The organism is Pseudomonas sp. NPDC079367 (assembly GCF_044542195.1).
Classification (GTDB): domain Bacteria; phylum Pseudomonadota; class Gammaproteobacteria; order Pseudomonadales; family Pseudomonadaceae; genus Aquipseudomonas.
Map to the genome: position 1 here is coordinate 21,133 of NZ_JBITTW010000010.1, position 13,970 is coordinate 35,102.

Below are 13,970 nucleotides of genomic sequence, written 5' to 3' on the forward strand. Positions count from 1 at the left end.
CTCAGCACAGATAAGCGCGCTGCACGCAGACCCGGCGATCGATCGCCTGCTGCAAACGCGCCTTGCTCTCGGCCCAGAGGCCGGGATCGACGCGCGTGCGGCGCATCAACTCAAGCACGACGGCTTTGGCTTCCAGGTATTCCGACCAGGCGTCGGCAGCCCTGAGCTTGAGCCGCTCGGTTTCGCTCATGTCCATCCGGCGCAGGGCCAGCGACAGAGGGTCAGTCGCCACCGTACTTAAAACGCATTGCACACGGTGCGGCGCGGTGAAGCCCTGATAATCGACAACGATCTCCCGCGCCCGCCGGGTGCCCCACTTCAAGGCCAGCTCGCAAGACTCCTGGGTTTCAAGATCGTGAAACTCTTCACTGACCGCCCGCCCGTCCGGCAGATAAACCCCGACGAACACCTGTGTCACGCCGCTTGTGTTGATCCGCGCCTGCACCTCGATCTGCAAGCCGTCGCTCAACACCTCTTCATGGCTGTGCAACGCTAAACGGCTGTTGGTCCAAAACCAGTACTGGGCACCCCGACGTCGCACCATGGCTGTCCTCCCTTGGGAGTCGGAAATTAAGGCACAGATCCGGCGGATCGCCACAACAATTCGTCGGCTGACGTTAAACGCAAAAAGCCCCGTCGCACGTAAATGCGACGGGGCTTTCGGTGTTGAAGAAGTGGTGTCCCAGGCGGGGTTCGAACCTGCAACCTTCCCCTTAGGAGGCAGATGCTTTGGTGAGTCAGCTTGATTCTGTTCGCTTCCTGAAACTCCACAAATCTCTGTTATTAAAGGGTCTATCTATTCTACTCGTGTCGTGAGGTTTCTCCTTGTAGCGTTCTGCATCATGGGAAGTGGGGACCGAAGTGGGGACTAGAATTGGCCACGAATACTGCTGGCAAAAGCGTGAACGATCAAAAGCTCGAGGGCATGCCGCCAGCATCCAAACCGCCTCGCACAGTCATCCGGGCGCCCTGTTCACGGTTCAGACGACCAGCGTAACACCGTGTGCGCTGATCACCGACCTGCAGATATCCGGCCTCATTTCCATGCCGCTGCCTTTCGTGGTGTCGAACGCATTGAAGATCTGCTCGTGCTCTTGACGTCAGCTCAAAAAGGCTAGAGAGGGTGTTCACTTCAAAATTAGGTGGACACCTTCGCCCCATTCGTTGCGATCAGGAGGGTGTGAGGGCTGGACGGTTACCCAGCTTTAACCCCCACATAAATAGACCGGTATGCGGGGGCGATTAGTGTCGGGAGCTATTGCTTGGTGATGTTTTCACTGCCGGGCCAATTCAACAATCCATGGGTGAAACCATAACTCGCGGCCTGGTAGTAGGTAATCGCACGTGAGACAAGAGGGTCGTCGAGTTGAACCGTCACCTCATGGCTGGCACCCAGCGCGTCATCGTGGCGTCGCAACATCGCTCGCGGGCTGAGAATCGCCAGATCTTTACCATCGAACAGGCCAAGGTGTTGGTAATTGCCTACCAAAACGCGGGGCGGCAAGGTGGAAGGCAGAAGCAAATTGCGACCAAAGAATGTCGATTCGTAATTGAGATTCAACAGGCCAAGCAGGGTTGGAGCCAGGTCGATCTGACTCGCTAGCTGGCCTTCTTCACGTGCCGGAATGAGCTTGGGCGCATAGATGAACAAAGGGATCTGGTAGTTGCGAATCGGAAGGTCTTCCTTGCCCGCGCTGCCAGCGGTGTGGTCAGCGACAAAGACGAAGATAGTGTCGTCGAACCAGGCTTTCTTTCGGGCTGCTTCAAGAAACCTGCCGATTGCATAGTCGGTATATTTCACAGCGCCGTCACGTCCGTCACCGGATGCAATGTCAATCCTGCCTTCAGGGTAAGTGTATGGACGATGGTTGGAGGTGGTCATCAGTTGCAGCAGGAAAGGTGTCTGTTTGGCAAAATTCTGGTCTGCCAGCTTCAGCGTTTGCTGGTAAAGATCTTCATCAGCCATACCCCAGGCATTTTTGAACTGGATCTCAGCTTCATCGACACTGCTTTGATCGACGACCCGATAACCATTTCCGCTGAAGAACGCATTCATGTTGTCAAAGTAGCCACGGCCGCCATACACAAAAACGCTGTCGTAACCGACGTGATTCAGCTGTTGGCCCAAGCTGGCGAAACCACTTTCACGGCCAACCCGTTTGACAATAGAGCGTCCCGGCGTCGGCGGTATAGACAACGTAATGGCTTCCAGGCCGCGGTCCGTCCTGGTGCCAGTGGCATAGAAGTTGTTGAAGTACAGGCTCTCTTTACGCAGTTGGTCGAGGTTGGGCGTCAGGTTACCGACGCCCCCATTGCTGCCCATGTACTTGGCGCTGAAGCTTTCGATTGTCACCAAAATAATATTATGTCGCTGGGTCTTATCGTTCTGGGTCACGATTCGACGGACATCGAGCGAATCCTTACCGATGAACCGCACATCGCCTTCCGCCAACTCTTGGTGGATGTTCTTGCCAAACGCGTCATTGGGCAACGTGCCGTAGAACTTATCGTAATCCAGCTCGTTATTGCGAAATGCGGCAAAGAACTGGTAGGGACCATTGCTGGCCAGCTCATGCTGATAGGTGTTGCCCCCCTTACCACGTGGAGTGTCTTGGTCAACGACCAACAGAACGACAGCACTCAGAGCGAAAATCACTGCGATACTCAGCAGGCGTTGGCGCCAGGACGGCAACGGCGCACCAATCACCCGCTGTAGAGGTTTGTGCAGAGCAATGCAAATGACAACCGCGATCACCGCCAGCCCGCTAAGCAATTTGCCAATTGGGTAGGACTCCAGGATGTTGTTCAACACCTCGTCGGAGTACACCAGATAATCCACGGCAATAAAATTGAAGCGTACGCCGAACTCGTCCCAGAACAGCCATTCAGCCACCGCAGTAAATAACATGGCGAAAACGCTGAGCGTCAGTAGCCCCTGCAAAAACCAGAGGTGACCGCGTAAACGCCACAGCGACGGCGGGCACAGCAGCAGATAAAGGCTCATCGGCGTTGCGGCGTACAGTAAAAAGCTCAGGTCGTATAAGACGCCGATGCCAAAGATCGACGCAAATGCAGTGCCCGACTCTGAAAGATGAGTAGCGAGTAACACTAGGCGGGTGAGGAAAAAAATCACTAGCCACAGGCTTGTGATTATCAGTAGGAAACGCAGAGGGGCTGAAGCGGGCAAACGCATTAAAAAACTCCTTGTTGTGCTCCCCTCCAGATTGCAAATTGCTGTGCCGATTGGCCGACAAGTCATAAGCACTGAGACATTCTTGTCTTCGAACTCACTGAATTACGACTCATTTGGAGGGGAAGTAAATCTATCCGACGAATTAGCAAAATTTCGTCAAAGCAATGAAGAGTACAGGTTATTGAAAAGGTTAGGCTGCAAGCGTTCGGCAAGCCCAACCTCCAGTCATGCAGAGCTTCAATGACGCAGTTTCAAGGTTTGATCTGGCCTTGATTGGCGCACAAAGAGCCCAGCCCGAGCAGCAGGGCCGAACGCTTGGGTCTCAGGTACGACTCGATCCGCGTCAGGGTGCAAGGCGCCAAGGCTTGCAATGCCGCAGGAAGCGGTTCCCGGACAAACAGCAGGCCCGGCGTATGGGCTACGCTGCTGGCTTCCAACTCGGTGATCGAACTGACGGGCCGACCCATGTAATAGACCAGGCGAATGTCCGCAGCTCCCAAGCTATAGGCCGGGAAGTTTGGGTACGCGTCGGTGGCGGCCTTTATCTGCGGAAATCCGTCGATCCGATGGGCGAACACCCGCCCTTCAAGGCCCAGGTAGAACAGCGTGTATCCCGCCAGTACCACGGCCGGAACAACGCGCAGACTCCAGCGCCACCAAGGGTGCCGGGCCTCGGTCAGCAGTTGGCTCCAGTGCCAGGCCAACAAAAGGGCGATGGCCGGGTAAACAGGCAACAAGTACTTGGCGTGCTTTTCGGTGAACAGCGAGAAGACCAGCAGCGGCACCAGAATGCAGCACAGCAACAGGGTCAACTGCGGGCTCAGACGGATGGCGTGCCAGAGTTGCCGCGGCCGCACCAGTAATATCAGCCAGAAGGGAAAGAAATCCCCACCCAAATACAACAGATAGGCATACCAGGCTTCTGCACCCTGGCCATTGATTTTCTTGACGATGTCTTCGTTGATGATGGCCGACCAGACTCCCCAGCCCTCCTGCATGGACACCGCCAGATACCAGGAAATCCCGATCAGCACCGCAAGCATCCAGCCCCGGCTGTCACACAGAAAAGCTCGGGCCAGGCGATCGCGGCTGATCAACGCATAGACCAGTATCGGTGCGGTCACCCACAACAGGCAGACCGGTCCCTTGGTCAGCAAGGCACAGCCGAGCAGCCCGTAACTGAGCCAGACCCAACTGCGACCACCTTGCGCGAACAGAAAGCGCCATGCACAAAACAGTGCCAGCAGACACAGGCCGGTCAAAGGCATTTCTATTTCTGCACGGCGGGCAAACAGGCTGAACCCGGCATTCGCCGCCAGGAACATCACAGCCAGCAGCGCCACTTGTCGCCCGGCGAATGCACGAGCCTGGCGATACAAGGTCAGACAACATACCGTCGCAAACAGCGCCGAAGGCAGGCGCACGCTCCATTCGGAGATGCTGCCCGACAGTGACATGCTGACCAGGGCCAGCCAATAGAACAGCGGCGGTTTGGACAGGTACAGCTCGCCGTTCATGTACGGCAACAGCCATTGGGCAGACTCGTACATTTCCCGTGTCGTCACCGCGCGCCGGGCTTCATTGACGCTCAGAAACGGCAGACTCCCCAGTCCCCAGTAAAACAGCAGCAGGAGCAACACCGCCACGCCCAGGGTTGCCCAGTCCAGCGCACGCCGCGCGGCTTGCATCCGCCGAAATACCTCGCCTTCTGTACTCATACGCGCCTCACTCATCCCAAAGATGCACGAAAATGCGTGAGTCTGCTCAACGGGTCAGCTCATCGTGTTTTCGTGAAAATAACAACGTATTGCGCCTTCAAGTCCGTCCCCGCGAGTTTTATTGGAGGGATAGTCGGGCGCTATAGCCACCCGGGATTTGCTCTTTGGGGGAAACTGAAGAGCTCATCCGGGGAAGCGACTTCAAGGTTTACGCATAAACGAATAGAACAAGTTCGGCTCCGCCACGACATACAAATGGCCTTGCGCATCCATGGTTACGCCTTCCGGATGCACGTTGGGCGAGAAAAAATCCTTCACGCCTTCGAGCAGACTTTTGTAGCTGACAAAGCGGCCTTCTTTATCCAGCTCAATCAATAATTTGGATTGCTCGCTGAGTAAAACGAGATGGCCAGTGCCCGGATCGTAATAAGCGTCGGCGATGTCACGCCCGAAAAAGCTATGGTTCACCCATTCAGTTCGATCGATCAAGTTGATGGACAAGTTTCCATTCAGGCTCTTCGACACTCCACCAATCTCATACAACTGTCGCGGGTCGCGCTCCTTGATCGCAAACAATCGGTCCCCTACAGGGTCATAGGTCACTCCTTCAAAGCCCTTATTGTTTGTGCTCAGGTTGACACCTACGGTGATGAACGGCTCTGCTCCCTTTCGAATAGTCGCGGACTTCTCGGGCAGTTGAATAAACGTCAGGCGCTGGTCACCCTCTTCAGAGACAACGACTCGACCATTGCCCATGTAGGCCAATCCTTCAGTATCGTCAAAGCCCTCAAGCGGATAACGCTCAAGTACATTGCCGGCTCGGTCGAGAGCGACAATTTGCATGAGCCCGCCGTTGGTAATGGTCAGCAACCGGTCATGGTCGTAGTCGTAGGTGATCCCTGAGATGTCTTCTTCAATGCCCTCTATTGGCTTGGCCACTACATCAGGCACAAAGCCTGGCAGCCATAAGCCAGTCGCTTGACTGGCACTGCTCCAGGTTTGCAGTACAGAGTGGTAAAGCTGCTGGTGCCAGTAGAAACGGGAGGAATTCGTCCCAAACACTCCTAACAACAGAAACACAAAAATAAAAATGCGTAGACGATGTCGTCGCTGAGGTCTTCGCAACCCCAGAGCAGCACTCAATTCAATATTCATAGAACAACTCCGCCCCTCACAGGGAACGCTTCCACACGAATGAGTAAACCTTGTCTGGCGCGGGAGACTGGCAACTATGGTTGTCCGCGTCCGCGCCAACCAGGAACCACTCAGCCCTTGAGGTATCGCCAACACTGCGAGCTTTTTGCAGGTCGTAACAACGTTCCAGATCGTGCGCGGGCACTAACGCATAGGCCTGCGGGTGGTTACGAAGCCAGAGGGCTGATTGCTCCAAAGCCCGGTGGTTCGCAAAGCCAAAATGCACAATAGGTTGCTGCGCGAACAACCAGTGTCCTTCACGCCAACCGACCAGCACCAACTCGGAGTTTCCAGTCAGTCGCGCCACTTCACGCATGATCGTTTCGTGAGGGTTAATGCCTTCTTTTCGGGGCTCGATGAAGCCGCGCACGAACCACGCGCCCAACCACACCGCGGTCAATACAACAAATACCGTCCGCCCCCTCGGACGCTTGCTGAACCATCGGCGCAGCATCCAGGGAATAAGTGGCGCCACTAACAGAATCAGTGCGGGCAACGCAGGAAAGATATACAGCTTGCGTTTGCCGCTGCTCAGGCTAAAAAACAACAACACCAGTACCACCCAACCGAGTAGCACCAACACTCGACCGTCATGCTTGGCCAGTTGCTTACGCCAAGCTGGCACTAGCCATGGGAGCATGAAAAAAATCGGCACCCAGTACTTGGGAATAACCTGGACGAAGAAATACCAAAAAGGTTCGCGGTGTTCCCACGCATTGGCGTAACGGCCAGCCGTTTGCTTCAGCAAGATTTCCTGAGCATAAGCCAGGCTATCGGAACTGCCCTGCAACACGATCACCACCAGAGGTCCCAGCCATACCGCAATGGCTGCCAACGCTACCAGCAGCCCCAGCCACCAGGCCCCCGCTTTGCCGGGAATGGGCACCACGCCTTTCCAACCTTTGCGCACCGCATACGCATAGGGGATCAGCATCAACACCGGCAGGAAGCCCACACCTTTGCTGATGATGCCAAACCCCATGGCTGCACAGGCAACGTAGTACCAGCGCCACGCCGGGCCGAGCAATAAATGCCTGCATAGACCGTAGATACCCAGAATTATCCAAAGAGCCAGAAAGCCATCAATCTGCCCCGTCCGTAAAATGCTGTAGGACTGGTAGGTCGCGAGAAACAATATCGCTGCAATTACACCTACTCGCCGGCTCCACAAGCGACGGCCCAGGTCATACAAGCAGGCCGTAGTAACGGCACCTGCTAATAGCGCGGGCAAGTACAGGGCCACTTTTGGCAGGTGAGTAAGCTGCACGAACAGCGCCACAGCCCACATGAAAAGTGGAGGTTTGTCTGCGTAAATTTCGCCAGCCCGATGGGGAATAAACCATGAACCGTTCTGCAGCATTTCCAGGGCTACGCCGAGAAAACGCTCTTCATCGACGTTCAACGGTTGGCGCCAGCCGAGACCCGCTCCCACCATGACCAACGTCAACACCACAAAAGCCAATAGCTCTAACCGCGAAGAAGATAGTCGTATCCGCACCGTCTCAGTCCTTTTTATCCAGTTCGTGGCTTTCCTGCTCACGATGCTTGGCAATCAACTGCAAATTGCGCAGGTACACAATAAAACCGAAGGACTGGCCGACAATAAAAACCGGGTCTTCGCGGTAGATTGCATATGCCAATAGCAGCGCACTACCGACGATGCTCAGGTACCAGAATGCGACAGGGATCACGCTGCGTTTTTTGTATTCGCTGTACAGCCACTGCAGAACAAACCGCCCGGTGAATGCCAACTGACCGACGAAGCCAATGGCCAACCACAAAGATTCTCTACCCATGTCAGACCTCGGACTCTTGTGCGTCGACTTCCAGGCGGGTGCGTTTTACCAGCCACCACACCCCGAACAGATCAACAATGCCCACGAGAGCCCGGTCAAGATTTCCGTAGTTGGAAGCCCCGGCTCCACGCTCACGGTGGTTCACCGGCTGAACCAACATTCGTCCGTTGTGACGGCGGATCAGTGCAGGAATAAAGCGGTGCATGTGATCGAAATACGGCAGGCGTAGAAACGCCTCGCGTTCAATCAACTTAATACCGCAGCCGGTATCGGGGGTCTGGTCTTTCAGCAAGCGACTGCGCAGATTGTTGGCGAATCGCGAAGCCCAGCGTTTGCTCGCCGTATCCCGGCGATTTACGCGATGACCCGCCACCAGCTTGACGCCTGCGGGTTTACCCTCCGAACCACGAACCAGGTCCAGCATTTTCGGTAGATCGGCCGGATCGTTCTGGCCATCGCCATCAAGGGTTGCCAACCAATGCCCACGCGCCACTTCAGCTGCGTGGTAAATCGAGGTGCTCTGCCCGAGGGAACGTGCATGACTGAGCACCCTCAATTGACTGTAACCACTACTTTGTAGCGTTCGTAATTCGATGGCGGTGGCGTCGGTGCTCCCATCGTCAACCACTATGACTTCAAAGGTCTCGTTGGCTAACGCGGCACGCACTTCCTCCAATAGTGGAATGAGGTTACCTGCTTCGTTTTTTGCCGGAATCAGGACCGACACATAAGGAGTTTCTTGCATGACGTTTCCGTAAATAAAGCGAAGAAGTGAGTAGCTAAACGCCGTAATAGTTGCGGTACCAATCCACAAACGACTGCACGCCGACGGACACCGTGATCTGCGGGCGAAAACCCACACGGTCTTCCAGCTCGCGAGTGTCGGCCCACGTGTTAAGAACGTCGCCTGACTGCAACGGCATGAAATTTTTCACTGACCGGATTCCCAGTGCCTCTTCAATGCACTCGACAAACTCCAGAAGCTTCACCGGCGCGCCAAATCCAATGTTGTAAACCTTGTTTCGCGCGCCGGTCTCATCGGTAGGTGGCAGCGGCATCAATCGCATAAGGCCTTCGACAATGTCGTCGATATAGGTGAAATCGCGGGACATTGCGCCATCGTTGTACACATCAATGGGGCGACCTTTCAGGATCGCGTCAGTGAATTTGAACAGCGCCATGTCCGGCCGCCCCCAAGGCCCATAAACGGTGAAAAACCGCAGACCGGTAGTGGGAATGCCGTAGAGATGCGAGTAGGAATGAGCCATAAGTTCATTGGCGCGCTTGGTCGCGGCATAGAACGACATCGGCCGATCGACAGGGTCAGTCGTGGCATACGGTAAATGGTCGTTCAATCCGTATACCGAGCTACTTGAGGCGTAAATCAGATGCGCCGGTCTATGAGCACGACAGGCTTCCAACACGTTAAGGAATCCCACCAGATTGCTTTGCGCATAGGCGTCCGGGTGGTCGATGGAATAGCGCACACCAGCCTGGGCTGCCAGGTGAACGACTTGCTCGAACTCATTTTCAGCAAACAAATCCAGCAGCGCTTGTTTGTCGGCCACATCCAGCAACTTGAACTGGAAATTGCGGCATGCCGCCAGTTGCGAAAGTCGAGCCTGTTTCAGCTCAACGCTGTAGTAGCTGTTGAGGTTGTCGATGCCAATAACCTCGTGGCCATCGCTGCATAGGCGCTTGGCGGTATGAAACCCGATAAAACCTGCAACGCCGGTTACCAGTACTCTCATACGCCTCGTCCTTGCGCGCGACAAACATCTGCTAAGCGGGTTGGCTGTGCCAAACCGACATAGTCACTACAAGGGACGGTCACTTCCATAAATCACTCTGCTAGATGGCAAGGCTTTTCTGTACCTGCAAAGGCTTATAATCAAAAAGAAATGAAAATTTCGTGAGTGGCAAGAGGTAATAGCGGGAAAGGGCTATAAACAACGAATTTTAAAGGAGAACAGGCTTTCTGCAGGCGCTATAGGCCACAACTTTTCTGTGCGTTCGGCTGGTGCGCAAAAGGGATGGATGGAGCGAAGGCGATGATCGTTTGATATCAATCAGAGGGCAATCAGGCGAGTGCCATCTACCGAATGAAAATGACATGTATTAACGGTTTTTTGACGTTTTTTTCTCATTTTGCTCTCTACATTCGCTGCACCTCAAAACATGCAAATGATTCGCATTGATAGCCGGCGAATCTGTGTGCATGACCTCTAAAAAGAATCAGGAGCTGCCACAGAATGATGCCCCCTATCCCCTCGTTCCTCAAAACAGCACTGCTGGCCACCGCGCTGCTGAGCGCCGGCCACGTGTATGCGGCAGAGGCTGATGGCATCGTGGTCTACAACGCTCAACACGAAAGCCTGACCAAAGCCTGGATCGAAGGCTTTACCAAGGAAACCGGAATCAAAGTCACCGTACGCAATGGCGATGATACCGAGATGGGGAATCAGCTTGTGCAGGAAGGCGCTGCGTCTCCGGCCGACGTGTTCCTGACCGAGAACTCCCCGGCCATGGTGCTGGTCGACAACGCGGGGCTGTTTGCGCCTGTTGCGCCGACCACTCTGGAACAAGTCGGTGCAGCCTATCGTCCGGCCCATGGCAAATGGGTGGGAATCGCCGCGCGCTCCACGGTGTTTGTCTACAACCCGGGCAAACTGCTCGAAGCCGAATTGCCGAAGTCGCTGATGGACCTCGCCGATCCGAAATGGAAAGGTCGCTGGGCGGCGTCACCGGCCGGTGCCGACTTCCAGGCCATTGTCGCCGCAGTGCTGGAGCTCAAGGGTGAAACCGCTACCCTCGAATGGTTGAAGGGGATGAAAACCAACTTCACCGCGTACCGGGGCAACAGTTCCGTGTTGAAAGCGGTGAATGCCGGGCAGGTCGACAGCGGCGTGATCTACCACTATTACAGCTTCGGGGATAAAGCAAAGAGCGGCGAAAACAGCAAGGACACTGCCTTGAACTATTTCAAGCACAAGGATCCGGGTGCATTTATCAGTGTCTCGGGTGGCGGCGTACTGGCGTCCAGTAAACACAAAGAACAAGCCCAGGCGTTCCTGAAGTGGGTCACTGGCAAAGACGGTCAGGAAGTGCTCAAGACCGGTAAATCGTTTGAATACGCGGTGGGTAAAAACGCTGAATCCAATCCAAAACTGGTGCCGTTGCAGCAACTCGACGCACCGAACGTCGATGCCTCAAAACTCGACAGTAAAAAAGCCGTGGAGCTTATGACTCAGGCTGGACTGCTTTAATTGATGCCTGAAACCTTGCTGACGGGTGTCGCTGAGGCGATTCCCGCGAATTTGCGGCGACGATCTCGTGGTCTCTTTGCGGGTCGCGGTGGCGAGTGGGTGGTCGGTTTGGCGGTGCTGGTGTCGCTACTGGCGCTGCTGCCGATTGGCTTCGTCATCGGCGTGTCCTATCAGGCCGGCTGGGCAACGCTCGTGCCGCTGGTGTTCCGCCCCCGCGTTGGCGAGTTGTTGATCAACACCGTGTTGCTGGTGGGGCTCACGATTCCCTTGTGCGTCACGCTCGGTGTGGCGCTGGCCTGGCTCACCGAGCGCACCGACCTGCCGGGGCGGCGTTGGTGGTCGTTGTTGGCGACCGCGCCGCTGGCGGTGCCGGCCTTCGTTCACAGCTATGCCTGGGTCAGCCTGGTCCCACCGATTCACGGGTTGTTTGCCGGGGTCCTGGTGTCGGTCATCGCCTACTTCCCGTTCATGTACCTGCCGGTTGCTGCGACGCTGCGTCGTCTCGATCCGGCCATCGAAGACGTTGCCGAATCGCTGGGTCTCAAACCTTGGGCGGTGTTTTTCCGAGTGGTGCTGCCGCAACTGCGCTTGGCCATCTGTGGCGGTGCCTTGCTGGTGGGCCTGCACCTGCTGGCCGAATATGGCCTGTACGCGATGATCCGCTTCGACACCTTCACCACGGCAATCTTCGATCAGTTCAAGTCCACCTTCAACGGCCCCGCCGCAAACATGCTGGCCAGCGTGCTCGCCCTGTGTTGCCTGGTGATGCTGACCGTCGAATCGACTTCTCGCGGCAGTGCGCGTTACGCCCGGGTCGGGTCGGGCAGCGCCCGCGAGCAGCGTGTTATGCGTCTGTCGCCGACCGCAAACACACTCGCGCTGACTTTACAGGTGCTGACATGCGCCCTAGCGCTGGGTGTGCCATTGATTACATTAGGCAAGTGGTTAATCGCCGGAGGTACGCAGGTTTGGCAACTGGACGAATTGATGCCGGCGCTGGAACAGACCCTGCTGTTCGGCGTTGCGGGTGCAGTCCTCACCACCTGCGCTGGCATCCCAATTGCCTGGCTGTCGATTCGCTCGCCGGGCCGGTTGCAACGTGTGCTGGAAAGCTGCAACTACATCACCAGTTCATTGCCCGGGATCGTCGTGGCCCTGGCATTGGTGACCGTCACCATCCATTTCGCCCGGCCGATTTACCAGACGACTATCACGGTGTTGCTGGCGTATCTGCTGATGTTTCTTCCGCGCGCCCTAGTGAGTTTGCGCGCAGGCATCGCACAGGCGCCGGTTGAGCTGGAAAACATGGCCCGCAGCCTAGGCCGCTCGCCCGCCCGTGCATTATGGCTGATCACCTTGCGTCTGGCCGCGCCCGGCGCTGCCGCAGGTGCCGCGCTGATATTTTTGGCGATCACCAATGAATTGACCGCCACCCTGCTGCTCGCCCCAAACGGCACGCGCACCTTGGCCACTGGATTCTGGGCCATGACCAGCGAGATCGATTACGCCGCCGCGGCGCCCTACGCCCTGTTGATGATCCTGCTGTCGCTTCCGTTGACCGGACTTCTTTATCACCAATCCAAACGAACGGCTGGCCGATGAACGCTCTTGAACTCCATTCCATCTGCAAATCCTACGGCGCCCATCAAGCGCTGGAGAGCATCAACCTGTCGGTGCCGACGGGCAGCCGAACAGTCATCGTCGGCCCGTCCGGCTCAGGGAAAACCACTTTGCTGCGAATGATCGCGGGCTTCGAGTTCCCGGATGCGGGGCGCCTTTCGCTCAACGGCCAGACGCTGGTCGACGACACGCACGAAGTACCCGCCCACCAACGCCAGATCGGTTATGTGCCTCAGGACGGCGCCCTGTTCCCGCACATGACCGTGGCCGCCAACATCGGATTCGGGCTTTCGACCAAGGGCGGCGCAAAACAGGAGCGCATCGCGGAGTTGATGGACAGAGTGGCGCTGGATGCGAACATGGCCAACCGTTGGCCCCATGAACTCTCCGGCGGCCAGCAACAGCGCGTGGCGCTGGCGAGGGCGTTGGCGCAACAGCCGCGCTTGATGTTGCTGGATGAACCGTTTTCGGCGCTCGATACCGGCCTGCGCGCCGCCATGCGCAAATTGGTCGCGCGGCTGCTAGGCGACGCTGGCGTCACCACCATTCTGGTCACCCATGACCAGAGCGAAGCTTTGTCGTTTGCCGATCAGCTGGCGGTGATGCGCAACGGTCGGCTGGTGCAGTCAGGCCATCCGCTGGATCTGTACCGTTATCCCGAGAATGAACAAACCGCGCTGTTTCTGGGGGATGCCGTGGTCATGCCCGCCAGAATCGAAGCCGGCTGGGCCCATTGCGATCTCGGTCGTATCCCGGTGAACAATCATCGGAACACCCAATCGGCGCAGATCATGCTGCGTCCCGAGCAACTGCACCTGGTCAGCATCCAACCAGGCCCTTCCGAAGAGGTCGGCTGCCGAGCCGTGGTCACCGAGCGCGATTTCAGCGGCAACACCTGCACCTTGACCGTGCAGTTACAGGCGCATGCAGCCGACGATCTGTCGGGACGATCTTTGATGGTTCGCAGTTCGGGCCTGTATGCACCACCTGCCGGCAGTGCGGTTTACGTCTCGATGATCGGTCATGCCCACGTACTGGGCAAACCTTGAGCTTTCAAAGATCGAAGATCCACCGACCGGCGCATTCTGGCAACTAATCGTATCGGCCGCTGGCCAATCATTTAAACGAAATGACTTCGAATAATAGAGGGTAACGAAAACCTGAATGACTTGAACGTAATACA

At 56.3% G+C, this 13,970-nt stretch carries 11 protein-coding genes; 3 read left to right on the forward strand and 8 right to left on the reverse strand.

Features of this window, described 5'->3' with window-relative positions; genetic code table 11:
• Position 1: 1 nt before the first annotated feature.
• The 8 genes from ACIGDJ_RS11540 to ACIGDJ_RS11575 form a co-directional block, all read right to left on the reverse strand.
• Positions 2–541, reverse strand: a complete 540-nt coding sequence (locus ACIGDJ_RS11540) for a hypothetical protein (RefSeq protein ID WP_397478877.1) — start codon at positions 539–541, stop codon at positions 2–4.
• A 714-nt stretch (positions 542–1,255) separates the two neighbouring features.
• Entirely contained in the window at positions 1,256–3,193 is a 1,938-nt protein-coding gene (locus ACIGDJ_RS11545) for an LTA synthase family protein (RefSeq protein WP_038442538.1), read from the reverse strand.
• A 251-nt stretch (positions 3,194–3,444) separates the two neighbouring features.
• Complete coding sequence (locus ACIGDJ_RS11550; protein ID WP_397478866.1) at positions 3,445–4,911, reverse strand: ArnT family glycosyltransferase; 1,467 nt, start codon at positions 4,909–4,911, stop codon at positions 3,445–3,447.
• 201 nt (positions 4,912–5,112) lie between these two features.
• Positions 5,113–6,066, reverse strand: coding sequence for an SdiA-regulated domain-containing protein (locus ACIGDJ_RS11555; RefSeq protein ID WP_051903141.1), 954 nt, complete (start codon positions 6,064–6,066; stop codon positions 5,113–5,115).
• A gap of 16 nt (positions 6,067–6,082) precedes the next feature.
• On the reverse strand, positions 6,083–7,540 hold the full coding sequence (locus ACIGDJ_RS11560; RefSeq protein ID WP_052435191.1) for a glycosyltransferase family 39 protein: 1,458 nt from the start codon (positions 7,538–7,540) through the stop codon (positions 6,083–6,085).
• A 67-nt stretch (positions 7,541–7,607) separates the two neighbouring features.
• Positions 7,608–7,901, reverse strand: coding sequence for a lipid-A-disaccharide synthase N-terminal domain-containing protein (locus ACIGDJ_RS11565; protein ID WP_038442541.1), 294 nt, complete (start codon positions 7,899–7,901; stop codon positions 7,608–7,610).
• A gap of 1 nt (position 7,902) precedes the next feature.
• Complete coding sequence (locus ACIGDJ_RS11570) at positions 7,903–8,646, reverse strand: glycosyltransferase family 2 protein (protein WP_038442542.1); 744 nt, start codon at positions 8,644–8,646, stop codon at positions 7,903–7,905.
• Between the two features lie 34 nt (positions 8,647–8,680).
• A complete protein-coding gene (locus ACIGDJ_RS11575; protein ID WP_038442543.1) occupies positions 8,681–9,652 on the reverse strand; it encodes an NAD-dependent epimerase in 972 nt (323 codons plus the stop codon).
• Positions 9,653–10,153: 501 nt separating this feature from the next.
• On the opposite strand from ACIGDJ_RS11575, the gene ACIGDJ_RS11580 reads away from it, so the two are divergent.
• From ACIGDJ_RS11580 to ACIGDJ_RS11590, 3 genes are read left to right on the forward strand one after another with little or no spacing between them, the layout of a single operon-like run.
• Positions 10,154–11,167 carry an iron ABC transporter substrate-binding protein gene (locus tag ACIGDJ_RS11580; RefSeq protein ID WP_038442544.1) on the forward strand — a complete coding sequence of 338 codons (1,014 nt, stop codon included), beginning with the start codon at positions 10,154–10,156 and terminating at the stop codon, positions 11,165–11,167.
• Between the two features lie 3 nt (positions 11,168–11,170).
• Positions 11,171–12,769, forward strand: coding sequence for an iron ABC transporter permease (locus ACIGDJ_RS11585; protein WP_038442545.1), 1,599 nt, complete (start codon positions 11,171–11,173; stop codon positions 12,767–12,769).
• Positions 12,766–13,836: an ABC transporter ATP-binding protein gene (locus tag ACIGDJ_RS11590; RefSeq protein WP_038442546.1), complete on the forward strand. Its 1,071-nt coding sequence runs from the start codon at positions 12,766–12,768 to the stop codon at positions 13,834–13,836. The genes ACIGDJ_RS11585 and ACIGDJ_RS11590 overlap by 4 nt, the downstream gene beginning before the upstream one ends.
• The last annotated feature ends 134 nt before the right edge of the window (positions 13,837–13,970 follow it).